This window comes from Mycobacterium sp. IDUB_1, from assembly GCF_055419625.1.
Genome location: NZ_JBVAYA010000001.1, coordinates 2,219,394 through 2,243,502, shown reverse-complemented (window position 1 = coordinate 2,243,502; position 24,109 = coordinate 2,219,394). Strand labels below are relative to the sequence as shown.

Genomic DNA, 24,109 nt, shown 5'->3' with positions numbered 1-24,109 from the left:
AGGGGCGGGGGCTTCCGAGGCGGATGTCGCACAACCGATCAACAGGCTGAGGACCGCCATCAAAGTGCCGAGCCAGCGGGGGGTCAGGAGATGTTGCATTGCGCGCCTTCCGACGGCCCCCCGAACTGGTCCACGGCAATTCCCTTGAACTGATTCGCGAGCCACGCCAACGCAGGACGTTGCTGGAGGTCGTCGTGGCCTTCCGCCAGCCTCGAGAGGTAGGTGATCCGCTCCCCTCGGGCGCAGGCACCTTGTACCGTCGTCGCCGTCCACCCCGGCAGGACTGTGCTGTCCTGGGCACCGACCATCACCAGAACGGGCGCCTGAGCCACTCCGAGGTCACCGTCCAGGGCCCCGGCACCCATCAATTGCGACATGTGCTGCGCCGCGGCTTCGTCGACCGGACGCAGATCCCCGGGGGATATCCCGCTGCCGGCCAGCGCGCGGCGGTGTGGATCTCCGCACGCGAGCAGGACGTCGTTCGATCGCCGGGTGTAACCGTGGACATAGTCGTCGAGTCGTACGTCAGGACTCCGCGCGGACAGGGCATTGACTGCGTAGAGCATCATCAACACCTGCCCAGACGTCAGGTTGCCGTCGAGCGCAACGAAGGGAAGAGCTGACACATCCGCCGTCGGATTCAGGGCTGCCGCGGCGACAAGGGTCAGACTCTGTCCATACGACGGCGCCAATTCTGCTGCAGCCCACGCGGCCTCGCCGCCTTCCCTCTGCCCGTAGGCGGCCCAGCGGTCACCCGCGCCCGGCTCCAGCTGACGAGCTGCCCGAACACCGTCGATCATGTTGTATCCCAGGGTCTTCGGGATCAGATAGGGCATGCCCGCGAGACCCGATCGCTGATAGTCCGGCATCACCACGAGATAGCCCTGCTGCAGCAGCGACTCGACGGTGGAGCCGTTACCGAGCAGGTCGGAGTGTCGGGACGGGCTGCAATCGGACGCCAGACCCGCCACCGGATGCCCGAAGGCGATCATCAACCAGCCCTGCGGGGGTGGGTCCGCTAGCGGGGTGAACACCATTCCGGTGACGGTGGTCGGCTCGCCGGTCACTCCGTCGGTCGACCGGTAGACGATGCGGGTCGCCGATGCATGTGCGCGATTGATCCGGACGTCCACCGTCGGATCCGGTGACGACTCCAGGAGCGTGCCCGGCTCGGCAGTAGCCGGATCCGCAGCGAAATGGCTTTCAGGGGTACGAATTTCCGCAGGCCGGCCCGCCGCTGGATCGGCGGCGCACGACGCCATGACAACTGCGAGCACGGCCCACAGGACGATGAGGGACGCCGGCCGTCGCTGGGCGCCGATGCGGAGGGACCTCACGGTTGCTTCGGCATCGTGGTGCACAGATTCACCGGGGCCTTCCCGTCAAACCTCCCCCTGGCCCACATCAGCGTCGTGATCATGTCCAGGTCCTCATCGGCGCTTCTCGTCCGCTCATACCACTCGATCGTGTCGCCGAGGGCGCAGCCACGGTTGATCGCCTCCTCGACCGTCGCCTGATCGATCACGGGGTCAGCAGTGGCATACACCACGAGCATCGGTGCCGCTGTGGGCTTCTGCGGAACGGCCATCGCGGCAAGGAAGTCGGTCATCGCCCGCTCTGCATCGGGGTCGGCGGGAGTCATATCGGCGGGATCCGCTTGAGCCAAAGCTGGTGAGCCTTCGGGGGAAGGAGCGCCTTTGCAACTCAACAGCTGTGCTCGGTTGTCGTAGACAGGTCCACGCAGGTAGCGAGACGGATCGAGGTTCCAAGGGGCGGCTTGCATGGACATGACTGTCTGGAAATAGACCGCCCGCTGGTCGGGGGTGAGACTCCGTTGGCCGGCTTTGGCTGGCAGCGCAGAAAGATTCGTCCACGGCATTCGAGCGACGGCGCCCACAAGGTCCGTCCCCGCGGCGTAGGAACCGGCTTGCTCGTTCGCCGCCCACGCCGCTAGTCCACCGAGTCCAGTTCCCACCGTCACCCAGCGCACACCGATGTCCGGACGCAGATCGCGGGCCGCACGGACTGCGTCGATCACGTTGCGGCCCAATGCTGCTGAATCGAGGAAACGATGACTACCGGGGCTGCCCAAGCCCTCGTAGTCAGTCATCACGACCGCGAAACCATATTGCAGGAGCGTGGTCACCGGCCCCCACTGATTGGCGAGGTCCTCGTATGCTGACGGCCCGCAGCTTGGCGTGATCCCGGTATTGGAATGGTCGTAGGCGATCATTCGCCAACCGTCTGACGGTGCAACGCCGCCGGGCACGATGACCACGCCGGTGACCGCGACCGGCGGTTCGGATTCGGCGGCGGTGGACAGGTAGCGAATGCGCCAGGCCGTAGCACCTGTGGCTGTGATGTTGGGATCGATGGTGTCGAAAACCGCAGCGCTGATGAGCGAACCGGGTTCTTGACCACCGAGCTTCGGATATCCCTGTGCCGCACTCGGCGGCGGAGGCGGGCGTTGCGGGAAGGTAGTGGTCACGTTGACCGGCAGATGGGGCGGCGCCGGGGGCGGTGCCATGCAACTGGTGCAGACGGCAAGCAACGCCAGCGATGCCGACGCCCGGCGCCAGCGCTCAGCCGTTGCCATAGGACGGGCGCTTCTGGTTGACCGTCACCACCCCGAACGGCTCACTTCCGCCCATACGAAGCTTCGTCGCGGCGTCGGTCAGTTCCTGCGTCCTGGTGACGTGTGAGCGGGCCACCAGCAGTACGCCTCGCGTCGCCGATGAGATCACGCCGGTGTCACTGGAGGCCAGTATCGGTGGAGCGTCGATGAGTACGAAATTGAAGGTCGAAGTCAAATGCTTGACCAGTTCGGCGAATTCAGGGCGGCCGAACAGCTCCCCTGTCGACGCGGCGGGCGGTTGGCCGGCCGGCAAAACCGTCAGGCGCTCTTGCCGGCCCGCCGCAAGCTTCTCATCGATGGTCGCTTTGCCTGAGAGTATTTCCGTCACCCCCTCAGCCGAGTCGAAGCCGAGCGCCTGCGTGACGCGGCGCGCCTGCAGATCGCAGTCGACCAGACACACCGATCGCCCTGACTGCGCCAGCGCGGCAGACAAACCGAGAGCAACGGTGCTGGCGGCGGCGCCGCGAGTGGGCTCGGCGACAACCAACCCGTGTGACATGTCACCGTCGCCGAGGCCAGCCGCAAGCACGTTGGTGCGCATGGCCCGGAACGCGTCGACAGTCGCGGGCTCCTCCGCTGCACGGGGCACAGCGGGGGCACGCGAGGGACGAGGTGGCACCGAGCCGAGCGCACGTGCGTCGATCGCCGACGCCGCGCCTACGGCAGAAATCACGGTCCGATCCATGCGATCCCGCGTGATGGCCGCCACGACGCCGATCAACGCACCGCCGATCAGACCGAACAGGATGTTGCGCGTCCAGTTCGGCGTGATGGGACTGGACGGGGCGACTGCCTGGTCGACGAGCACCGTGGTCGCGGCGGGAATCCCACCGCGCGGCGAGGTTTCGAGTTGCTCAACCAGTTGGGTGGTCTGCTGTGCGACGCCGTTCGCGAGATCGCGCGCCATGTCGGGGTTCGGATTTCTCACCCGGATCGCGATCAGAACCGTGTCCCCGGGAACGCGTTCAGCACGGACTGTCGACATCAGCGCGTCGGGATCCATGTCGAGTTGCAGCGTGTCGATCGTGCGCTGCGCGACCTGCCGACCCGCCGCCAACTTCGCATAGTCCTCCGCGCGCTGCTGGCCGAAGAGATTGCCCTGGTAGGCCTCGACGACAGACGAGCCTCCCGTCGCAGTGACGAAAAGCTGAGCCGACGCTTCGTACTGTGGCTGCGTCACGGCCGAGACCGCAACGGCGCTCCCGACGCCGAGCACAATTGCCCCAACCAAGATCAACCATCTACGCCGCAGAATGGCGAGATAAGTGCGCAAATCCATGGGTTCCGAGCCCCCCCCTGCCACGTGATTCCGCTGAGGTCCACGCCGACGATAAACGCTGCACCCCCAACTTGTGTGGCAAACTCGCAAACCAATCCGGCCAGCCTGGGTAATATCCGAACGTCGCGCTTCGGAGCGTGCTCCGCCGCGGCCTTTACCCAGTTCGGAAGCCTGTCTTGATCAGGTTCACCCCAGGGAGGTCAATGTGGCAGAGCCTTATCGGGGTAGGCTCCGGGAAAAGCTCGGCGAGCGCATCTACAACAACGTCGTCACTCATATCCCATCGCATTTCTTGCGGCAATCTGTGCTGCGGCTGAGTGGGGCAAAGATTGGCCGGGATACCTCAATTCTGGGCGGAAGCACTGTTCTGGGGCTCGGCCGTTTACGCATCGGCGATTGCTGTTCCATCGGGTTCCGTGTTCTTCTCGATGCCCGCGGTGGCCTCGACATCGACGACGATTGCGTGCTCGCTTCGGACGTTCAGATCATCACGGCCAAGCACATCGTGGACAGCGACGACTTCGGCATCGACATGGGCCCTGTCCACATCAAGCACCACGCGTGGATAGCCAGCCGGTCCACGATTCTGCAGGACGTCACCGTCGGCGTCGGCGCCGTCGTAGGCGCGTGCTCGCTTGTCAATTCCGATGTCGATGACATGGCCCTGGTGGCCGGGGTACCGGCCAGGCTGCGCGGGAAGCGCAACTCATCACTGCAGTACAGGCCGAAGTGGCGACCACTTCTCTACTGAGCGCAGGAACGTGACTCATGAGTGGGACTGGACCGGCCACAAGGATGGCAACCGCGCAATTCGTTCGTGACGGGACGGATACCGATGCCGTCGCGCTCGAGAACATTCACGTCCTCTATGTCGCGCCGGAAGCGGGCTCGAGCGGCGTCGGCGACTACTCCGTCGACTTCGCGGCAGCCATCGCACCACACGTCAGGAAGCTGACGCAATATTGGGTGCCGCCATCGCGAAATCGAACGCTCAGCGACGTCCGATGCGAGACGCGTCGACTACGGACCCTCGTCCGCGAGTGCGTTGCGGAGGGCCCGACGGTCGTGCACTTCGAGCAATCGGGCGCCTCATTGGTCCCCTTCTGGGGGGCGATGCTCCCGACCTCCGTTCCTGTTACTGCGACCATTCACGATCCTCCGTATCCCGTGTGGTGGCCGTTCGCCACGGAGTCGATGCTGCGGCGCCGGCTCGTGCACCACGGCGTGCACCTGCCGATGCGACCAGCGTCGAATTTTCTGCAGCGCAGGATGACAGCCGGACGCGTCGTCATGACGCTCAGCTCCATCGGTGCGCGCGAGACAGCTCGCGCGATGCCGCGCGCCGAGGTGCTGGCGTCCAGGATTTTGATCCCCCCACGCCCGTCGCTCCCCCTACCCACGGACCGCCCTCTTGCAGTGGGACTTTTCGGCTATCTCTACAAAGCCAAGGGTTTCGACAAACTCGCAGAGTTACGCGCCGCGCTGGACGACGACATCGACATCGTGGTCGCCGGCCGCGGCACGGCATCGCTCGCAGGCGAGCCGGGCATCACTGTCTTGGGCGAGGTCAACGACGCGAGCGAAGATGACTTCTTCTCCCGGATCAGATGCCTCATAGTGCCTTACGCGAAGAACACCCTCTACGGGCCCGTGTACGCGGCATCGAGCACGGTTTCCCGTGCCTTCGCGTACGGCACGCCGGTCATCTGTTCTCTGGAGGGTGCCCTACCCGAGATCGTCTCCGAAGGTGGAGCAATCGGCGTGGACGGAGGTATCGGGGGGCTGGCCGAGCAGGCCAACACTCTGTTACGGGACTCTCAGGCTCTGACGTCGCTCGCCGACGAGGTGAATTGGCTGAAGTCGGATCGAACCGCCGCGAATTGTGCAGCCCCTCTGTTGCGGGCGTGGGCTCGCTCGGTCCCCCAGCGAGCGCCATGAGATTCGCGCAGAACCATCTCGTCCGAGCAGCGATCGCCACGTCGTGGAACTACGGAGGTCGCGCACTCGGCCTCGGCTGGACTGCCCTGATCATCTCCCGTCTGGGTATCGGCGACTATGGCAGATACGCGATCGCCATCGCTGCGGCAGCCATCATCAATGCCGCGGTGGACAATGCCTTTCTCGTTCGCTCTTTGCGGATCGATGACGATCGATTCCAGCAAGAGCGTTGCGCCCGAACACTTTTCGCCATCACCACTGCAGTCCTCGGCGCAATCGTTTTCGCAGAGTCCGCCATGGCCGGGTTCGCCATTCTCGTGTGCGCGGGTGAGCAGCTGTTCAACACCTTCAAAAGCCAGTACATGCGATCGGGACGGCCCGACATCGCCATGCGGTTCGACGCCGCTCGCCAGTTGAGCAGTATTGCTCTCGCCGGTGGATACCTCATCGTGAGCTCCGGACCGCATCTTGGTGCCGCGGCCGCGCTCTACGTCAGTCCGTATGCCGTCGTCCTATGCGCATGTCTGACCTACATTCCCGGGCGCCGACCGGCACGTCCTGGAGACGCCCGCGAGACGTCGATCCTGTCGATCGAGGCCGTCGCGGCAGCGATTTACGGTCAGGGTGATCTGCTGATCCTCGGCATGTTCGTCGGGGAGACGGTCACCGGTTACTACTCGGTGGCACTTGTCACGGCCATCGCATTGTCAACTGCCGGCCAGCACTATGCGACGACCTTCGTTCAAGATCTGCGCGCATCGCGCGGCGCTCTGCACGCTGCTCCGCGTCGTGCCGACGTCTTCAGGGCCGGCGCACTCACGGGATGCGTGATGGCCGGCATCGGTGTCGGGGTTCTCGCGTGGGGCGGTCCGCGGGAAGTCGGCTCGTTGATCACGATGATGTCCCTGTGGGTGGCGGCCAGGACCGTTCAGTACAGCTTCATCGTTGTGTTGTTCACACAACACCGAGACGTCTTGCGCGTCCGGGCGACCGGGATCGCGGCGATAGCAAAAGTCGCCGTCCTTTTCCCGATGGTGATGTGGTGGGGCGCCTATGGGGCCGCAGCGACTGCGGTGATCTGCGACCTCGCCTTGACGTCGTACTACTACCGGCAGATCTACCGGCGAATCAGCGCTGAGCTGCCTTTGGTTGAACACGAGGGGCGGTCAGCATGATCAGTCACGTTCGCCTGCGCGGATACGCCTTGTCCGTGGCGGTGCTCGCTGTGGCTGCGGTGATCCTCTCCTGCGTCGCGGTGCTGGTCGGTTCCGGCGAGCAACGACTCGAACGGCTCGGCATCGGTGTGATCCTTGCGGTTGTGGGAGCGGCGGTCGTGATCTTGCATCAGCGATGGATCTACGTCACGCTGGCCTTCGTTCTCGGCAGTGCTCCTGCGGCGACGATTCCCGGCTTGGGTACGCCGGTGATCCTCGTGCTCGCGTTCGCCATGTGGTGTGCTCTGCTCACCCACCCGATTGCGCGGACTCGCACGTCGCCCATGGAATTGAGCGTCGCCGTCCTGGTGGTCGCCTCGATGGGATCGCTCGTCATGACGGCGGCGTCGGTGCGTGACGTGACGGAGTTCGTCAAGTGGCTGCTCGCCACATCGGTGGTGTTCGCGTTGATGCGAATGAGTCGCGACGACATCCGGACTTTCGGAAAAGTGTTCGCATGGGGCGCATCCGCGGGCGCCTCCCTGGCGCTCATCATGCGGTTCCTCGATCCTGCCGGCGTGATCTTCGCCAGGCTCCGAGTCATCGGAATCACCGATATCAGTGACACGGGCGGCTTCACCCGTCTAACCGGAACGTACGTCGAACCTAACTCGGCCGGCATCTTCTTCCTGGTGGCCTTGGCACTGTCGGTTGCCCTCCTGCGCGGATGGAGCCGCATCATCACCGCACCGGTGATCCTCTTCGCGCTGGTGTTCACCCTGAGCCGGGCCGCCATGCTGTCCGTGATCGCGGCGATCGTGTTCCTGCTGCTGTTCCAACGGATGTCGTCCGGGCTACGGGTCGCCATCGCTTCGGCGATGGGCGTCGGAATCGCCGCGGCACTCGCAGTGCCGTTGATCTACAACCGATTCACCGGGACGTTCAAGGACCGGGGCTCTCTGGATCGCGCCGCGAGCATGTCCGAGTACATGCGCAACATGACCGGCTCGTGGTGGTTCGGTAAGGGCTGGGGGCTGCGCGAATTCATCGCCGACGCCGCGGCATATCAGAGCAACCACGTGGCCAACAGTCCCCTGCTCGCGATCTACCGCGGCGGCATCTTCGTCGGTATCGCCTTCTTGGCCGTCCTGATCGTGGGAATCGCTATCGCGTACCACAATGTGCGGCGTACGCCCTGGGAATCCGGGGTGATCGGAGCACTGTTCGTCGGATTCACCGTCGTCGGCCTGCAACTCGACTTCCCGGTGGTCACGCACGCGCCAGTGACCATGGTCTGGAGTGTTCTCATAGCATTCCTCATCCGGAATCCGGTGACCTGCCGCGCAGTGAAACCGGAAGGCGACGTCAACGTCGAGGGACGCCACAGGAGCCCTCTTCATGTCTGATCAGGCCCGCATCGGTAGGCCACCCGCACCGTCGCCGGCTCGGTCCAGCCCTCGCCTGGTCGGCCTCGACGGCGCCCGCGGAATCGCTTGCCTGTCAGTGATTCTGGCGCACGTACTGGTGTACTTTGCGCCGGGCACCATGACCGCCGCACGCCTGGATTTGATCCTCGGCCACGGCGTCACCTTCTTCTTCGTCCTATCTGCCTTTCTGCTGTACCTGCCCTACGTGAGCCGCGCAGCGTCTGACCGCCCCGTCCCGGAGGCATCTCGGTATCTGCGGCGTCGGGTACTCCGGATTTTTCCGGCCTACATTGCAATCTTCCTGGTTGCCAACTTCGGTATGCAGGCGGTGTATCGGGAGAATCCCTTCATCGCAGGGTGGGCGAATCGCACGAACAGCGCGGGGATGATCACAGATCTGCCTTCTCTGGTCGCCAATCTCACACTGACACATACGTTTTTTCCCTCGACACTGCAGACCGGCGTCAACCCGAGTTGGACTCTCAGCGTGGAATGGGTCTTTTACCTTCTCCTACCAGTTGTCGGCTATGTGTGGTTCACGCGCGCCGCGCGAAAGAGCAACTCGCTGCGAGGAGCCCTGGTGCCCGCCACAGTCCTGTTCGCGACCGGACTCATCGCGCAGATTGTGCTCGTCGTTCTGCAGCGCACCTACTACCCGGGTGATGCTCTGACAAGCTATTGGGGGCAAAACTGGACAGCAGTGTTGTCGTGTAGCTTCTTGGCCTTCGCCAACGTCTTCGCTATCGGAATGTGTTGCGCGGTCGTCTACGTCGCGATGTTGAGTGGATGGCTGACCTCTTGGCCCACGCTGCGTCTGCAGGGGATCATCGCTGCCGGCGCGGTCGTGGGCTTGCTGGCCGCGGCGGTTCTGCTCGCGACGGGCTCCCGTTTCGTCGAAACTCCTGTTGCCCTGGTTTCGGCTGCAGTGATCCTCCTGATCGTGGTGCCGCAGGCGCGGAAGGAGCACTCCCCCGTTGCGACGGGATTCGATTGGCGCCCAGTCCGGGCGTTCGGTGTGGTGTCGTTTTCCGCATTCCTCTGGCACTACCCCGTGCTCATCGTGGTTGCCCGGCTTCAGTTGCCGATTCCCGATTCGACCTTCGGAGCCGTGGCCGCGTTCCTCGTTGTGACGACACCGACGGTGCTACTTGCCGCTATCACATACATCTCCGTAGAGAGGCCTTTCATCCGATTGGTTCGCTGACGCCGGTTCGTCCTTCGGCGTTCGCCGATCGGACATCATGTTCCGGCAAGAAGATTCGCGACGGCTTGATGTGGACGTCGCTGTCGCCAATGCTCGGCATTCCGCTCGTAGAGTTCGTTGCCTGCAGCGGTCGAGACGAGCGGATCGAGAAGGCGCCGCCGACACTCGTCGACGAACGAGTCATCATCATCGAAGGCCCTCAGCCCGAGCAACTTGCCCAGTGAACCCACTGCAGCGGACGTCGCGACCACCGGAAGTCCCATGCGTGCCGCGTCGAGAATTTTCACCCTGACGCCACCGCCAGTGCGCACCGGGGCGATGAGCGAACTGCAAGTCGATAGGACGGCTCGTAGATCATCCACAAATCCCAGATCGCGGACCCCGTCGGGTAGCGCGTAGTCGCGCGCACCCTTCTTCTTCGCTCCGATGATGAGGAGTTCGGCGTCAGGGATTCCCGCGGTGATACGCGGCCACAGACGAAGAGCCTCGAGGAAGGCCTCGTGGTTCGGCGGCCACTCGCGCGTTCCGAGAAAGACCAGACGTCGTGCTCCCGACAGCTCAAGGCGGTCGACGGGTTCCATGGTGAGATCAATCCACCGCGCACGCGAGACACCTTGCCGCCGATACCATTCGGCTTCGTCGGCGTCATAAGTTCCCACAGCATCGGCTGCCCGCGCTATCCGAAGCTCATCACGCACCAGTCGCGGCGCCTCGACCTTGCCAAGCGCACCACGGGTCGCTCGCCAGACCTGGGATTCGGTGTTGACCGTATTCACGACGAATCGCCTGGCTTCATACCGCGCCGACCGGACGAAACTCTCACCCATGTAGTTGTGCTCGGCAACGAAAATATCTGCCTCGGCCGCTTCAATAGCCGAGACCAGCGCATCCACGTCGAAACGGACATGCACAAGACTGCGACGCAACCGAATAGCACTGGGCAGGAGCTGCCATGCCCTGACAGGGGGCTTCGCGATTCGCGTGAGCCGAACGCCTCCGGGCGCGAGTTCAGCGTTCACGACCCCTGCCGAGGCGGACAGGCAAATAGCCGACACGTCGAACGAATCCGCGGCCAATCGCATGACGAGTCGCGACAATTCGATGTCACCGCCCTGATCTACAAGCGGATCCTTCGACAGAAGGAACGTCGCGGTGCTCACGAATTCTGAGCGTATCGCCCCGGTGCTCCTCGCACTCGCTGTTGAGAATCAACCGCCAGTGCGAGGCCTCTACTTCAGCAGCGCGCGACTCATCACGACGCGCTGGATCTGGTTGGTGCCCTCGTAGATCTGCGTGATCTTGGCGTCACGCATCATGCGCTCGACGGGGAAGTCGATGGTGTAACCAGCGCCGCCGAACAGCTGCACGGCGTCGGTGGTGACCTCCATGGCGACATCGGAGGCCAGGCACTTCGAGGCCGCGGAGATGAAGCCGAGGTTGCCCTCGCCACGCTCGGCCCGAGCGGCCGCGCTGTAGACCATCAGCCGTGCGGCCTCGACCTTCATCGCCATGTCGGCGAGCATGAACTGCACCGCCTGGAAGTCCGAGATGCTCTTGCCGAACTGCTTGCGATCCTTGGTGTATTCGATCGCCGCGTCGAGCGCCCCCTGGGCAATGCCCACGGCCTGCGCACCGATGGTCGGGCGGGTGTGGTCCAGCGTGGCCAGGGCGGTCTTGAAGCCGGTGCCGGGGTCGCCGATGATGCGGTCGCCCGGAATCCGGCAGTTCTCGAAGTACAGCTCGGTGGTCGGTGAGCCCTTGATGCCGAGCTTGCGCTCCTTGGGTCCGATCGTGAAGCCCTCGTCGTCGATGTGGACCATGAACGCCGAGATGCCGTTGGCGCCCTTGTCGGGATCGGTGACGGCCATGACGGTGTACCAGGAGGACTTGCCGCCGTTGGTGATCCAGCATTTGGTGCCGTTGAGGATCCAGTCGTCGCCGTCGGCCTTGGCGCGGGTGCGCATCGCGGCGGCGTCGCTGCCGGCCTCGCGCTCGGATAGCGCGTAGGACGCCATCGCCTCACCGGAGGCGATCGACGGCAGCACCTTCTTCTTCAGCTCGTCGGAGCCGCGAAGGATCAGCCCCATGGTGCCGAGCTTGTTGACGGCCGGGATCAGCGACGCCGAGGCGTCGACCCGGGCGACTTCTTCGATGACGATGCACGCCGCCACCGAGTCGGCGCCCTGCCCGTCGTACTCCTCGGGCACGTGCACGGCATTGAAGCCGTTGGACACCAGCGCGTCGAGTGCCTCCTGCGGGAACCGCGAGTTCTCGTCGACGTCCGCCGCGTACGGAGCGATCTCCTTTTCCGCTAGCGCGCGGATCGCCTCGCGGAGCTCTTGGTGCTCCTCGGGCAACTGGAAAAGATCGAACGAGGGATTTCCGCCCCAACCAGCCATCATCATCTCCTTGCTACTCGCCGGTAACTTTACCGTGCCCGCGCGTCGGCGCGAAGTCCGCATGCCCGCGCTCTCAGCCGAACCTCAGCACTAGACGTGGTTAATTCACAACTTGCCTGGCTACTCTCCGAAACATGCAGGTCTTCATCGACGGTCCCGCTTTCCGACGTACCGCTCACTGCGAATGCGGGTGGAACGGCACCCCCCATGTTCTGCGCGCTTCTGCTGTCGTTGACGCTGGCATGCACGCGGCGCAGACGGGTCACATCCAGGTCGCTGCTCCTGTGCAGAGCGCCGAACCGATCGTCGTGCTCCGCGCATCCTGATCCAGACCCTCCAGCGCAGTGTGTGACCAACATCACACAACAGTATCCCTCGCTCAAAATCAGCGCCGCCGAGCGCGCCTCGGCGAGTTTGCTAAGCAAAACAATGCTTCCCCCACTGACGCCCCCGTCAGCAAATCCCGATTTGCAGCATTAAAGGCTCTGACCAAGCACTTCCCCAGTAGCTCCCGCACACGGCGAATATGCCTCCGATTGCTATCCCGGATGGCTTGTGCACGCGGCCTATTGTTGGTTCACCACCGTGACCATTCAGGGGAGAACAATGCCGGGCCACGACGTCGAAAGTCCGCGCGCGGTCTTTCGTGAGGCGGAAGCCCAGGCGCTCGATGCCCTGTTGAACGCCGCCGCATCTGGTCCGGTCGGGCTGGTCGTCGACGGCGAAGCCGGCATCGGGAAGACGACGCTCACGCTGGAGGCGAGCGACACCGCAACGGCGCGGGGGTTCCGGGTCCTGCTCACCCGAGGCAGTCCGAGCGAGGTCACGCTGGGTTTCGCCGGGTTGGCAGACCTCCTGACCGACGTCGACGAGGCGGTGATCGACCGGCTTGCCGGTGTGCAACGGGACGCATTGAACCGGGTCCTCCTGCGCGGTCACGGACTTCCCGCGGCCGACGAACGCGCAGCCGGCGCCGCACTGCACTCGGTGTTGCAGCACCTCGCGGCCAGCACCCCCCTGCTGGTGATCATCGACGACCTCCAGTGGCTCGACGCGTCCAGCGCCACCGCCGTTCGTTACGCATTGCGACGGGTGACTCAGCCGTTCGGCGTGCTCGTCACCGCGCGCACCGGCGAGCGCGACGCACTCGACATGCTGCCTTGGCTGGAGCTCGGGATTCCGGGCGCGGTGCGCCGGATGACGATGTCTCCGTTGACACTCGGCGGGTTACATACGCTTCTGGCATCTCATTTCGGTCGGGTGCCACCTCGCCCCGTCATGCGCAGGATTCACGACATCTCCGGTGGAAACCCCTTCTACGCATTGGAATTGGCGCGCGCGGTCGATGACGGCGTGCCGATCGATCGCCGCTTGCCCGAATCCCTTGCCGCACTGGTCGAGCAGCGGATCAAGCACATCGGTCCCGACGCCGCGGAGGTGCTGCTGGCGGTGGCGAGTACGCCTTTGCCGACGGTGGATGTGGTCGCACGAGCCGTCGGACGGCGCCCGGATCAGGTGATCGATCTGATCGAACGTGACGGTGCGGCACGCATCGTGGTGCTCACCGGACAGTCGATCCGCTTCGCCCATCCTCTGCTGTCCAGTGGGGTGTACGCCGCGGCGGAACCCGGCCGACGACGGGAAATGCACCGCCGCCTCGCCGAGGTGGTCGATCCCCCCGAACTGAAGGCCCGGCATCTGGCCTCGGCGGCCACGAGCGGTGACGAGACCACCCTGACGGCACTCGACGTGGCGTCGTCAGTCGCCCGGGGCCAGGGCGCGCCGGCCACGGCGGCCGAATTGCTGGAATTGGCAATCACTCTCGGCGGCGATACTCCAATTCGTCGCCTGCTCGCCGCGCGGTATCACTTCGAGGCGGGTGCGATCGACGCGGCACGTCGGCACGCCGAGAAGGCGGACGCCGATCTGGCCCCGGGCGTGATCCGGGGTTCGGTGAGGATGCTCCGGGGAGCGATAAACGGATACGACGGGACGTTCACCGCTGCGGTCGAGGGCCTGTCGGCGGGTGTCGCCGAAGCAGCGGATGTGCCGAGCCTGCGGCTGCAGGGCCTGATGCTGCTCAGCTCCGCATTCGCAGTCGCCGGCCGGCCCCACGAGGGTGTCGAGTGTGCGCGCCAGGCGGTGGAGTGCGCCGACGGGATCGGCGAGGCTGCCGCCAAGAGTCAGGCACGCTCGGTGTGGGTGATGCTGTCCTTCATGTACGGCAGTGGCCTCGACGCCACAGCACTCGACGAGGCAATTGCCCTGCAAGGCGACAACGGAGCGCCATTCGTGAACATGCGCGCCGATGCCGTTGCTGCCGTGATCAACTCGTGGACCGGCAAGCTCGACGCGGCGACATCGCAGTTCGCCGAACTGCGCGCCATCTGTCTCGAGCGCGGAAGTGAGCTGGATGCGATCTGGGTGAACCAGCACACCACGATGGCGAATGTGTGGGCCGGGGACTATCGCGCCGCTGGGCAGGCAGCTGCCGAGATCGCCGTGCGGGCAGAGCAGATCGGCGGCCATCACGCGCAGCACTTCTCGTTGACCGCCCGGGCCGTCGTCGCCGCACACACCGGCGATGTCGAGGTGACCAGGACGTTGGCGCGCGCGGCAACCGAGTTGGCTGAGCGCACTGGAGGAATCGGGCTGACGGTCACCCCGCGCGCCTGCCTCGCGCACCTGGAGGTCTCGCTCGGTGACTACGCTGCCGCGCTCGCCGCGTGCGAACCTCTGCTGAACGACTTCGATCCCACGTGCGGGACCGAGATCCTGGTTGCCAGTTGGATGCCGGAAGCTATCGAGGCATTGACCGCGGTGCAGCGCGTCGACGAGGCCGAGAAGCTCGCAGACATTCTCTGGGACAACGGAACCCGGACCGATCGAGCGTGGATGCTCGCGTCGGCGGCCCGCGGTCGTGCGCTGATCCACGCGGTTCGGGGCGATCTCGAGCGCGCCGAGGAGGAGGCGATCACCGCGCTGACGTTCCATGAGCGGTTGCCGATGCCGCTGGAGAAGGCCCGCACGCAATTGGTTCTGGGCCAGCTGCAGCGGCGGCAGCGCCGCCGGCAGGCGGCCGCCACGACGGTGGAAGAAGCGCTGCGCACCTTCGAGGACCTCGGTGCGCAGCTGTGGCAGCGCCGGGCCGAAGCCGAGCTGAGGCGGCTCACCGGGGCCAGGGAAACCACGTCGGTGCTCACGCCGGCCGAGACGCGCGTCGCACAGCATGCCGCCGCGGGCCTGTCGAACAAGGAGATCGCGACGGAGTTGTTCCTGTCGCCGAAGACCGTGGAGATGAACCTGAGCAAGGTCTACCGGAAGCTCGGTATCCGGTCCCGCGCCCAACTACACAGGCGACTGCAAGACGGCAGGGAAAACCCTGATTCACAGACGGCGGACGGTCGATAGCGTCGTCTGTGTGGCCAGTCTGGGCGCATCGCGACCGTGCTTTCTCACCGAGTGGTATCAGCCGGTCCCGTCGGATGTCGACGGGATCGTGGCGGCGCTCGAGGCGGTGTGCGCGCAGATGCGGGCCGACGGACGCGCCGTCGACCTCCTCGCTGTGATCGCTGCCGCGGCCGAGGAGGTTCTCTACGGCGTGTTCGCGGCGGATTCCGCGACGGCGGTGACGCTGGCCTGCCGTCTGGCGGGCTGGCCGGTCGACCGCGTCATCGAGGGCGTGCAGGCCCGCCTACTCCCCCAATAGCTTTCGCCGCAGCGCCTCGTCCTTCTCCAGCACCATCTTCTCGAGCCCGGCCTGGAACGCCGACATGCGTTCGCGCAGTGTCGGATCGGAGGCGCCGAGGATGCGCACGGCCAACAGCCCGGCGTTGCGTGCCCCGCCGATCGACACCGTCGCCACCGGGACACCGGCGGGCATCTGCACGATCGACAGCAGGGAGTCCATGCCGTCGAGCCGCGCCAGCGGCACCGGCACCCCGATCACCGGCAGCGGCGTGGCCGAGGCGACCATGCCCGGCAGGTGTGCCGCGCCGCCGGCGCCGGCGATGATCACCTCGATGCCGCGCCCGGCGGCCTCCTGGGCGTAGGTCAGCATCCGAGCGGGCGTGCGGTGGGCGGAGACGACGCCGACTTCGAACGGCACCTCGAACTCGGCGAGCGCGTCGGCGGCGTCCGACATCACCGGCCAGTCGCTGTCGCTGCCCATGATCAAGCCGACACGTGGCGTCATGCGTGGGGGTCCCATCCGTCGGTCCATTCGGCGTGCGAGAGCCAGTGTGCCGCCCGCTCTGCGCGCTCTCGCAGGGACTCCCAGTCCTCGCCGACGATGTTGACGTGCCCGATCTTGCGACCGGGCCGCTCGTCCTTGCCGTAGAGGTGCACCTTCGCCTCGGGCATCCGCGCGAACAGGTGGTGCACGCGTTCGTCCATCGACATCTCCGGCAGCACCGGCGCTCCGATCACATTCCCCATCACCGTGTAGGGCGTCAGCGGCGTGGTGTCACCGAGCGGGTAGTCCAGCACCGCGCGGATGTGCTGCTCGAACTGGGAGGTGCGGGCGCCGTCCATGGTCCAGTGCCCGGAGTTGTGGGGCCGCATCGCGAGCTCGTTGACCAGCAGCTCACCGTCCAGAGTCTCGAACAGCTCGACGGCCAGCACCCCCACCACCCCGAGCGAGGAGGCCAGCCCCAGCGCCAATTCGGTTGCTGCAGAACCCAAATCCCCGAGAGACGGGGCCGGTGCGATCACGGTCACGCAGATGCCGTCCTCCTGCACGGTCTCGACCACCGGCCATGCCGCCCCCTGCCCGAACGGAGAGCGGGCCACCAGGGCCGCGAGTTCGCGGCGCATGGCCACCTTCTCCTCGACCATGACGGGCACTCCGTCGGCCAGGTAGCGGCCGACGATCTCGCGGGCATCGTCGGGTGAGTCGGCCATGATCACGCCGCGGCCGTCGTAGCCGCCGCGCACGGTCTTGATGACCACCGGCCCGCCGACCTCCATCGCGAAGGCCTCGGCATCGTCAGCGGAGGTCACCTCGGCGAAGCGCGGCACGGGCGCGCCGAGCTCCGACAGCCGCCGGCGCATCACCAGCTTGTCCTGGGCGTGCACCAGCGCCTCGGGCGGCGGGTAGACGGCGACACCGTCGGCGACGAGCTTCTCCAGCAGTTCTGTCGGCACGTGCTCGTGGTCGAACGTGAGGGCGGTCGCGCCCTCGGCGACCCGGCGGAGCGCGTCGTAGTCGGTGTGGTGACCGAGGAGGACGTCGGGTGTCACCTGGGCGGCGGACTCGTCGTCGCGGATCGCGAGCACCCTCAGGGTCTGACCGAGCGCGATAGCCGCCTGATGGGTCATCCGGGCGAGTTGTCCGCCGCCGACCATGGCGACGACGGGACGTGACGTAGCGGTTCGTGGCACGGCATCTATCGTGTCATGACGTAGACCACATCGTTGACCTGCGGTTACCTTGCGCTTGGGTGTTTGGCGGGATGGTTACGTAGACTCGCTCCTTGTGTCCTTTGCCGATGCGACGATCAAGCGTCTCCCCGGGCCGCTCCGTCCCTACGCCGAGCGGCACCACGAGCTGATCAAGTTCGCCATCGTCGGTGCGACGACGTTCGTCATCGACTCCGCGATCTTCTTCACGCTCAAGCTGACCATTCTCGAGCCCAAGCCGGTGACGGCGAAGATCATCGCCGGCATCGTCGCGGTGATCGCCTCCTACATCCTCAATCGGGAGTGGAGCTTCCGCGACCGCGGTGGTCGCGAGAAGCACCATGAGGCGCTGCTGTTCTTCGGGGTCAGCGCCGTGGGCGTGGTGCTGAGCATGGCCCCGCTGTGGTTCTCGAGCTACGTGTTGATGCTGCGGGTGCCGATGGTCTCGCTGTTCACCGAGAACATCGCCGACTTCGTGTCCGCCTACGTCATCGGGAACCTGCTGCAGATGGCGTTCCGTTTCTGGGCGTTCCGCCGCTTCGTCTTCCCCGACGAGTTCGCGCGCAACCCGGAGAAGGCACTGGAGTCGACGCTGACCGGCGGCGGTATCGCCGAGGCACTGGAAGACGAGTACGAGCTGCGGCACGCCACAAAGGCGACGGTCAGGCCTACTCGGTCGTTCCGCCGGTAGCTTCTCAGCGGCTTCTCAACGGCGCAGCCCCTGCTCGTGGTAGCTCAGGTCCGTGTTGACCTGCCAGGGGTCGACGTTCTCCCCGAAGCTTTTGCCCACGCTGCGGATCGCGCTGAGCATCGCGTGGTCCTGGTTGTCGTAGTGGTGCATGCCGTTGCGCCCGACGGGGTGCAGCGTCGGGTAGTACTCGCGCAGATAGTCGCGAATGCGCACCACGCTGCGGTCGCGGACCGGGTCGTGGATGGGGTAGGCGAACTTGGACCGGGTGATCATCACCTTCTCGATCTCCGGTTTGGCGAAGCCGAGCTGTGCCAGGTCGTGCTCCACGATGGTGCTGAGGCTGTGGGCGTCGGCGAGCCACAGATCCTGGTCGGGCAGCAGGAAGTACTCGAACCCGAGGAACGTGCCGTTCCAGCCTTTCGGGACCAGATCCTGCGACCAGCGTCGGTAGTTCTGGATACGGCCGGCGTGGAAGTTGGGGCCGGGGGTGTACACCCAGTTGTAGGGAATGTCGTAGTTCCGTGACAGCGCGACCGCCACGGTGATCAGGGACCGGTGCCGCAGGTTCGACGCCACGGTCTGGATGTATTCCGGTGGAGCCGGCCGGAGCGCGTTCACGAGGGTGCGCAGCGGCATGCTGGAGAACAGGGCGTCCCCGGTGACGACGTCGCCGCGGTCCGTCGTCAACGTCCAGATTCCCCGCCGGTACGTGGCGCGCGTGACCATCGCGTTGAGGCGCAGGTCGGCTCCGCCGGCACGTAGTTGATCCGCGGCGGCGTCCCACACCTGTCCGGGTCCGTGGCGGGGGTAGCGGAAGACGTCCTGATCGGCGGTCTTCTCGTGGGACGAGAGCCGCCACCCGATCGGCTTGATGCGCTGATTGGCCCAGTCGCTGGCGATGTTCTCGGGGTCGGCGAGCCAGGTCTTGCGAACGTAACCGTCGAAGAACAGCTCGTACCAGCGGCGGCCGAACTCCATCCGGCCCCACTCTTTGAAACTTGTCTGCCGCGGCTCGATCTGCGCCTGGCGGCGGAGCCGGGCCCAGGCGTAACTGCCGGCCCCGTACACGCCGTCGCGGAGGCTGAGTTGCCGGAGGAGGTCGCGCCCCATCAGCGGGTAGCGCACGAAGCGGTCGTGCACCAGCATGGCCGAGCTGCGGGGCACCACCAACCACTGGTCTTCCGGGAGCAGGGAGCGCCAGATCTCCGACACTTCCTCGCTGCGGGTGAAGAAGCGGTGCCCACCGGGATCGATGCGCCAGTCCCCGTCGGTGTGGGTGCGGGCCAATCCGCCCACGCCGCCGGAGGATTCCAGGATCGTCGGCGTGACGCCCCGCCGCAGGAGTTCCAGTCCGGCGGACAGACCGGCCGGTCCGGCGCCGATGATCAAGGGGTGTCGCGTCATGGTCAGCGCCCCCGCAGTTGCGGGACGCCGCGATAGCGCGCGATGAGCTCGCTGACGTGGTCCATCGTCAGATCGTTGAGCGGTGTGGTGAGGAAGTAGAGCTGCGCGTATTGGCTTTGCAGCGGCAGGAATCCGCTCAGTAACGGTTCGGCGGTGGTGCGGATGACGAGGTCGACGTCGCCGATCTCGAAGCACGAGGCGATGTCGCTACCGGTCTGCTGGGCGCGCTGCTGCGCGTCACGCAGTTCGTCGTACGCGTCGTAGGCGGCGAGCAGGTTGATGCGGAACTCGGTGCCGGTCATCGCGACCTCGAGATCGTGGGCGGCAGCGACATAGTTGTCGGGCAACGCTTTTCGGTCCCCGTGCAGGCGCAGGCTGCAGGTGTTCGCGTCGAATGCCGCCGGGATCAGCGTGGTGAGAAACTGCAGCGACGCCTGATACACCGCGTCCAGTTCCTCGTCGGTGCGCCCGAGGTTCGCTCGGCTGAGGTTGTAGACGGTGACGGTCTGAACGCCGTGACTCTGCAGGCTCTGCAGGATGTCGACGACCTGATGCGCCCCGCGTAGGTAAGCATCGGCCAGCGTGGTTCCGTGAGCCTTGGCCCAACGTCGCAACCCATCGGGTATCAGTCCGACGTGGTTCGGCCCGTGTTCCACACCTCCCCCAACCTTTGCTTCTCTCCCCCAGCAAAGACTAATACAGAACGTGCCGTTGCGAATTCGAATGGCGGAAACACTATTCGGCACTCTTGAGCACGGCGAGCACAGTCAGCACCAGGATCTTCATGTCGAGCAGGATCGACCAGTTCTCGATGTAGAAGTTGTCGAATTCGGCGCGGTCGGCGATGGAGGTCTGTCCACGCAGACCGTGCACCTGCGCCCAGCCGGTCATGCCGGCCTTGACGCGGTGCCGATCGCCGTAGCGGCGGATCTGCATCTCGAACAGCTCGACGAATTCGGGGCGTTCGGGACGCGGACCCACCAGGCTCATCTCGCCCTTGACCACGTTGAGCAGTTGCGGGAGTTCGTCCATGGAGGTCTTGCGCATGATCTTGCCGATCCAGGTGCGCCTGTCCTCGCCCTCGACACCACCGGGGGCCGCCCCGTCCTTGACGGTGAACGCTGCGGCCGTGGGGTCTGCGGGGCGCATGCTGCGGAACTTCAGGCACTGGAACACCTTGCCGTCACGGCCAATTCGATCCTGCCCGAAGAAGATCGGCCCGGGTGAGCTGAGCCGGACGAGGAGCACGAGCGTCAGGAACACCGGCGAGATCAGGACCAAGCCGATCGCGGCGAGCGAGCGGTCCAGCGCGTGCTTGACGGCGAACTGCCACCCGGTCGGGTCGGCGTGCGAGAGCGTCATCAACGGAATGCCGCCCATGTGCTCGATGCTGGCTCCGACGCCGACGACGTCCATCATGCGAGGCACCACCCGGACCTTCATCCCCAGGTGGTGCGCGCGCTGGGCCAGCGCCGCGAGTCTCTCGTCGGGCACCGCCGAGTGAGCGATGATCAGCTTCTCCGCACCCGTCTGGACGACGGCGCGCTCGAGATTGTCGGTGGTGCCCAAGTAGGGCACGCCCTCGGCCTCGATGTTCGCCGGGCGTGAATCGTCGATGATGCCCACGGGACGCAGGCCGTAGTCGGGCACCTGCCGCATCCGCGTGATCAGTTGGTGGGCGATGGGCCCCGCGCCGACGATGATCGTCTTCTTGCCAAAGCGGTACTTGCGCCTGAGATAGCGCTGCGCCAGGGATCGAGAGAAGCGGACTGCCGGAACCAGTACGGCGGCGTACATCCAGATGTGCACCATCACGTCGCTAGGGCGGATGTACTCGGGAACCACTGTGCCGGGCGTGAAGGCCGGCACGGCGTACATGATGATCGCGAGTGCCAGAAGCGCCGCCACGGCGACCGACGTTTCGACCGGTTCGAACTCGTCGAGGAACCGATCACCGAGCTTGCGTTTGTAAAGCGACCTACCGGCCATGAGCACGACCATGAACGGAATGAACAGCCACGTATACGGCAAGACGCCCAGCGCATCGTTGCGGTCAAGCGCCCAATGCGCCAGCTGGACCGCCCAAAACGCGGCCCACACGTCCAGGGACACGGTGAGTGCTACATGCCCGCCCTCATTGCGCAGGTACTCGAGGACACGCTGCCGCACAGTGGGTTTGGCGACAACCAGAGGCGGGGGGACGGCGCGCAGCAGAGGGGTCGTCGGACGAGCGCTTGGCGTCTGTATCGCCTGTTTCGTGCCGAACTGCATGAGGGACCCCCGAAACGCCTCCTGAGAGTCTCACTGTATGTGTGCTGAGAGCCGCGCGCAGTCTATTTGCCATCAAGCAATGGCATTTGCCGCCGCCTAACAGCCCACAGTGGCGTCTGGGATAACTGAGCTCAGTACGAGTGGCCGTTGCCCGGCCCGAAGATACGTTCCGAAGCGATGCCGGCCAGGTCGCTGAGCACCTGCACGTGGCCGGTGCCCCACAGGCGCGGCTTGTCGTCATAAACACACAGCGTGCCGATGGAATTGCCATCGTGATCCATCAGTGGGATGCCGAGGTAGGCGACGACGGTGCCGTCTTGCACGGCGGGATGGTTCTTGAACACCGGGTCGAGCCGGGCATCTTCGAGCACCAGCGCTTGGCCATTTGCCACGGCGTACTGGCACATTGAGCGCTCCAGTGGCGTTTGTCGTTCCTCCGGCGTGGAGAGATCCATCCCGGCGGCGCTCTTGAAAAATTGCCGGTCGACGTCCACCAACGACACCAACGCGTGCGGAGCATCCAGCGCATCGGCCGCCGCCCGGGTGATCCGGTCGTAGAGCTCCTCGGGCGGCGAATCCAGCAGCCCGGTGGCGTAGAGCGCCCGCAAGCGATCAGGGTCGGCGATCACCGTGGACACGCTCGGCATATCGGTACCGGCGAACACACCCGATTCAGAGAGGTGCTCCATGATCTGCTCGACGGCCTGGCCGTCAGCCAGACGCCGATCGGCCACCATTTTCGACGCCACGGCGCGGGCAACGTAGGTGTTGACGTCTTCACCGGCATCCCGCGCACACTGCTCGAGCTCTCGGTTCAGCCACTCGTCAAAACGCTTCAGGGAGCCGGTCACCATACAACGGTATCTGACATCGGCGTCAGCGGATGCCGAAGCACCTGAAAGCTGCCAGCACGCCATGGCAACGTCACATTCGCTCACCGCAACGATGTTCTTCCCGCCGCATAGCCTGGGACGCATGCCCGGCCGCCATGCCTCCGACCGCTGTCATGTGGTCGCCCTTGCTGTGGGCGGCACCGCCGGTGCGCTGGTGCGGTACGCGACGGCGACGGCGTGGCCGCTGCCGAAGCAACTGTGGGTGTCGACGACCGTGACTGCGGCACTCGCATTCGCGGTGGCGGGATTCATCGTCGCGAGCGGGACGATGTCGACGGTGCGGGCCGGGCTGTTTGGAATATGTGCCAGCGCAGCGAGTCTCAGCGCATGGTCGGTGCTGACCATCAGCCAGCCGCCGAGACTCTCGATCGCATTTCTGATCGGTGTGCCGGCCGCCGCACTGGCCGGTCTGCTGTGCGGGTTGCTGGCCGCACGGGTGGCGGCGCGATGACGTGGGCGCTGGTCGCGCTCGGCGGCGCCGTGGGATCGACGATCGGGGCGCTGCTGCTGCGCCGGCCGTCGTCCGCGCGGTTGGTGACGGCGACGGCAGTGGTGTGCGGCCTGGCGGGAATGATGTCGGCACAACATGTTTCGTCGAAGGTGACGGCAGCGCTGGGGTACGGCGTGCTGGGTTCGGCGGCGAGTATGGTCGCCTTCGCGCTGGCGTCACCGATGTGGGTGGGTGGGGACGTACCGGTGCGCAGCACGGTGTCGGCCGGCAAGAAGGTGGCGATGTACTGCGCAGTCGGGGTGACGTTCGCTCTCCTGGGTTATCTCTCGGTGCGTGGTGGCGCAACGCTGTACCGCAAGCTCACGTAGGCGAATTGCAGGAGCCCTGGACTTCGGCCTTGACGAAGCCGCCGTACTGATAGAGGAACGTGTACTGCCACTGCGCGACCGAGAACGGGTAGGTGCGGGGCACATCGCGCATGATCACGGAGCGGCCGGGCGCCGCGAAGCAGGTGTCGAAGATCCGCCGGGCGCGGGGCAGGTGGTAGCGCCAGCTGATGACGATCACCGAACGCCAGCCGCGCTGCTCGGCGAGGGTGCGGGTCATCAGCGCCTCACCGCGGGTCGTGCCGGGTACGGGCGGCCGGCAGATGACCTCGACGTCGGAATCGCTCCGGCAATAGCGCTTCATCACGGGGTCGCGGGGTCCATAAGGATCGGACATCAGCACGGTGGGCGCGTAACCCTGCTGGGCGAGTTTCAGTCCGTAGGCTTCGCGACCGTCGTGTTCGCCGCCGAGGACGACGATGGCGTCGGCTTTGGCGAGAGGGTCAGGGCGGGCATGGGCAAAGAAGAGAGTGCCGGTGACTCCGTTGAGGAAGAGCACCGCGATCAGGGCGTAGACGGCGGCCGGCAACGGTCCAGCTCGCACGCCGGAGCGTCGCCTCTCCCCCATGAGTGCACG

The 24,109-nt window shown here is 65.6% G+C and carries 22 protein-coding genes; 10 read left to right on the top strand and 12 right to left on the bottom strand.

The window, feature by feature from the left end:
- Window positions 1-83: 83 nt before the first annotated feature.
- The 3 genes from ACZYYX_RS11280 to ACZYYX_RS11270 form a co-directional block, all read right to left on the bottom strand.
- Window positions 84-1,337 carry a lipase family protein gene (locus ACZYYX_RS11280; RefSeq protein WP_463814482.1) on the bottom strand — a complete coding sequence of 418 codons (1,254 nt, stop codon included), beginning with the start codon at window positions 1,335-1,337 and terminating at the stop codon, window positions 84-86.
- Window positions 1,334-2,233, bottom strand: coding sequence for a lipase family protein (locus ACZYYX_RS11275; RefSeq protein WP_463814481.1), 900 nt, complete (start codon window positions 2,231-2,233; stop codon window positions 1,334-1,336). The genes ACZYYX_RS11280 and ACZYYX_RS11275 overlap by 4 nt, the downstream gene beginning before the upstream one ends.
- A 349-nt stretch (window positions 2,234-2,582) precedes the next feature.
- Complete coding sequence (locus tag ACZYYX_RS11270) at window positions 2,583-3,914, bottom strand: tyrosine-protein kinase domain-containing protein (protein ID WP_463814480.1); 1,332 nt, start codon at window positions 3,912-3,914, stop codon at window positions 2,583-2,585.
- Window positions 3,915-4,119: 205 nt separating this feature from the next.
- On the opposite strand from ACZYYX_RS11270, the gene ACZYYX_RS11265 reads away from it, so the two are divergent.
- From ACZYYX_RS11265 to ACZYYX_RS11245, 5 genes are read left to right on the top strand one after another with little or no spacing between them, the layout of a single operon-like run.
- Window positions 4,120-4,665 carry an acyltransferase gene (locus ACZYYX_RS11265; protein ID WP_463814479.1) on the top strand — a complete coding sequence of 182 codons (546 nt, stop codon included), beginning with the start codon at window positions 4,120-4,122 and terminating at the stop codon, window positions 4,663-4,665.
- A 44-nt stretch (window positions 4,666-4,709) separates the two neighbouring features.
- Window positions 4,710-5,852, top strand: a complete 1,143-nt coding sequence (locus ACZYYX_RS11260) for a glycosyltransferase (RefSeq protein WP_463814478.1) — start codon at window positions 4,710-4,712, stop codon at window positions 5,850-5,852.
- Window positions 5,849-7,027 (top strand): lipopolysaccharide biosynthesis protein, encoded by a 1,179-nt coding sequence (locus tag ACZYYX_RS11255; RefSeq protein ID WP_463814477.1) that lies wholly within the window; start codon window positions 5,849-5,851, stop codon window positions 7,025-7,027. The genes ACZYYX_RS11260 and ACZYYX_RS11255 overlap by 4 nt, the downstream gene beginning before the upstream one ends.
- Window positions 7,024-8,412: an O-antigen ligase family protein gene (locus ACZYYX_RS11250; protein WP_463814476.1), complete on the top strand. Its 1,389-nt coding sequence runs from the start codon at window positions 7,024-7,026 to the stop codon at window positions 8,410-8,412. The genes ACZYYX_RS11255 and ACZYYX_RS11250 overlap by 4 nt, the downstream gene beginning before the upstream one ends.
- Window positions 8,405-9,637, top strand: a complete 1,233-nt coding sequence (locus ACZYYX_RS11245; RefSeq protein WP_463814475.1) for an acyltransferase family protein — start codon at window positions 8,405-8,407, stop codon at window positions 9,635-9,637. Before ACZYYX_RS11250 ends, ACZYYX_RS11245 begins: the two co-directional genes overlap by 8 nt.
- Window positions 9,638-9,672: 35 nt before the next feature.
- On the opposite strand, the gene ACZYYX_RS11240 is transcribed toward ACZYYX_RS11245, so the two are convergent.
- Together ACZYYX_RS11240 and ACZYYX_RS11235 are read right to left on the bottom strand one after the other, a co-directional pair.
- The gene (locus tag ACZYYX_RS11240; protein ID WP_463814473.1) at window positions 9,673-10,797 is read right to left on the bottom strand and encodes a glycosyltransferase; all 1,125 of its coding nucleotides are present in this window, start codon (window positions 10,795-10,797) and stop codon (window positions 9,673-9,675) included.
- A gap of 69 nt (window positions 10,798-10,866) precedes the next feature.
- Window positions 10,867-12,036 (bottom strand): acyl-CoA dehydrogenase, encoded by a 1,170-nt coding sequence (locus ACZYYX_RS11235; RefSeq protein ID WP_463814472.1) that lies wholly within the window; start codon window positions 12,034-12,036, stop codon window positions 10,867-10,869.
- 606 nt (window positions 12,037-12,642) lie between these two features.
- Here ACZYYX_RS11235 and ACZYYX_RS11230 point away from each other — a divergent pair.
- Together ACZYYX_RS11230 and ACZYYX_RS11225 are read left to right on the top strand one after the other, a co-directional pair.
- Complete coding sequence (locus ACZYYX_RS11230; RefSeq protein ID WP_463814471.1) at window positions 12,643-15,447, top strand: helix-turn-helix transcriptional regulator; 2,805 nt, start codon at window positions 12,643-12,645, stop codon at window positions 15,445-15,447.
- Window positions 15,448-15,457: 10 nt separating this feature from the next.
- Complete coding sequence (locus tag ACZYYX_RS11225) at window positions 15,458-15,745, top strand: hypothetical protein (protein ID WP_463814470.1); 288 nt, start codon at window positions 15,458-15,460, stop codon at window positions 15,743-15,745.
- On the opposite strand, the gene purE is transcribed toward ACZYYX_RS11225, so the two are convergent.
- Both purE and ACZYYX_RS11215 read right to left on the bottom strand, forming a co-directional pair.
- The gene (gene purE, locus ACZYYX_RS11220; RefSeq protein WP_463814469.1) at window positions 15,731-16,231 is read right to left on the bottom strand and encodes a 5-(carboxyamino)imidazole ribonucleotide mutase; all 501 of its coding nucleotides are present in this window, start codon (window positions 16,229-16,231) and stop codon (window positions 15,731-15,733) included. The two genes, ACZYYX_RS11225 and purE, sit on opposite strands and share 15 nt — an antisense overlap.
- Complete coding sequence (locus tag ACZYYX_RS11215) at window positions 16,228-17,427, bottom strand: 5-(carboxyamino)imidazole ribonucleotide synthase (RefSeq protein ID WP_463814875.1); 1,200 nt, start codon at window positions 17,425-17,427, stop codon at window positions 16,228-16,230. The genes purE and ACZYYX_RS11215 overlap by 4 nt, the downstream gene beginning before the upstream one ends.
- 85 nt (window positions 17,428-17,512) lie before the next feature.
- Here ACZYYX_RS11215 and ACZYYX_RS11210 point away from each other — a divergent pair, with 85 nt between their 5' ends.
- Complete coding sequence (locus ACZYYX_RS11210) at window positions 17,513-18,127, top strand: GtrA family protein (RefSeq protein ID WP_463814468.1); 615 nt, start codon at window positions 17,513-17,515, stop codon at window positions 18,125-18,127.
- 15 nt (window positions 18,128-18,142) lie between these two features.
- On the opposite strand, the gene ACZYYX_RS11205 is transcribed toward ACZYYX_RS11210, so the two are convergent.
- From ACZYYX_RS11205 to ACZYYX_RS11190, 4 genes are all read right to left on the bottom strand, one after another.
- A complete protein-coding gene (locus ACZYYX_RS11205) occupies window positions 18,143-19,531 on the bottom strand; it encodes an FAD-dependent oxidoreductase (RefSeq protein WP_463814467.1) in 1,389 nt (462 codons plus the stop codon).
- Window positions 19,532-19,533: 2 nt separating this feature from the next.
- A complete protein-coding gene (locus tag ACZYYX_RS11200; RefSeq protein ID WP_463814466.1) occupies window positions 19,534-20,187 on the bottom strand; it encodes an undecaprenyl diphosphate synthase family protein in 654 nt (217 codons plus the stop codon).
- 79 nt (window positions 20,188-20,266) lie between these two features.
- Entirely contained in the window at window positions 20,267-21,802 is a 1,536-nt protein-coding gene (locus ACZYYX_RS11195) for a sugar transferase (RefSeq protein ID WP_463814465.1), read from the bottom strand.
- Window positions 21,803-21,933: 131 nt separating this feature from the next.
- The gene (locus tag ACZYYX_RS11190; protein WP_463814464.1) at window positions 21,934-22,653 is read right to left on the bottom strand and encodes a GAF domain-containing protein; all 720 of its coding nucleotides are present in this window, start codon (window positions 22,651-22,653) and stop codon (window positions 21,934-21,936) included.
- A 124-nt stretch (window positions 22,654-22,777) separates the two neighbouring features.
- Between ACZYYX_RS11190 and ACZYYX_RS11185 the strand changes: the two genes are divergently transcribed.
- Together ACZYYX_RS11185 and ACZYYX_RS11180 are read left to right on the top strand one after the other, a co-directional pair.
- A complete protein-coding gene (locus ACZYYX_RS11185) occupies window positions 22,778-23,146 on the top strand; it encodes a chromosome condensation protein CrcB (RefSeq protein ID WP_463814463.1) in 369 nt (122 codons plus the stop codon).
- Window positions 23,143-23,514 (top strand): hypothetical protein, encoded by a 372-nt coding sequence (locus tag ACZYYX_RS11180; protein WP_463814462.1) that lies wholly within the window; start codon window positions 23,143-23,145, stop codon window positions 23,512-23,514. The genes ACZYYX_RS11185 and ACZYYX_RS11180 overlap by 4 nt, the downstream gene beginning before the upstream one ends.
- Here the strand turns inward: ACZYYX_RS11180 and ACZYYX_RS11175 are convergent.
- The gene (locus ACZYYX_RS11175; RefSeq protein WP_463814461.1) at window positions 23,507-24,100 is read right to left on the bottom strand and encodes a YdcF family protein; all 594 of its coding nucleotides are present in this window, start codon (window positions 24,098-24,100) and stop codon (window positions 23,507-23,509) included. The genes ACZYYX_RS11180 and ACZYYX_RS11175 overlap by 8 nt on opposite strands.
- Between the last annotated feature and the right edge of the window lie 9 nt (window positions 24,101-24,109).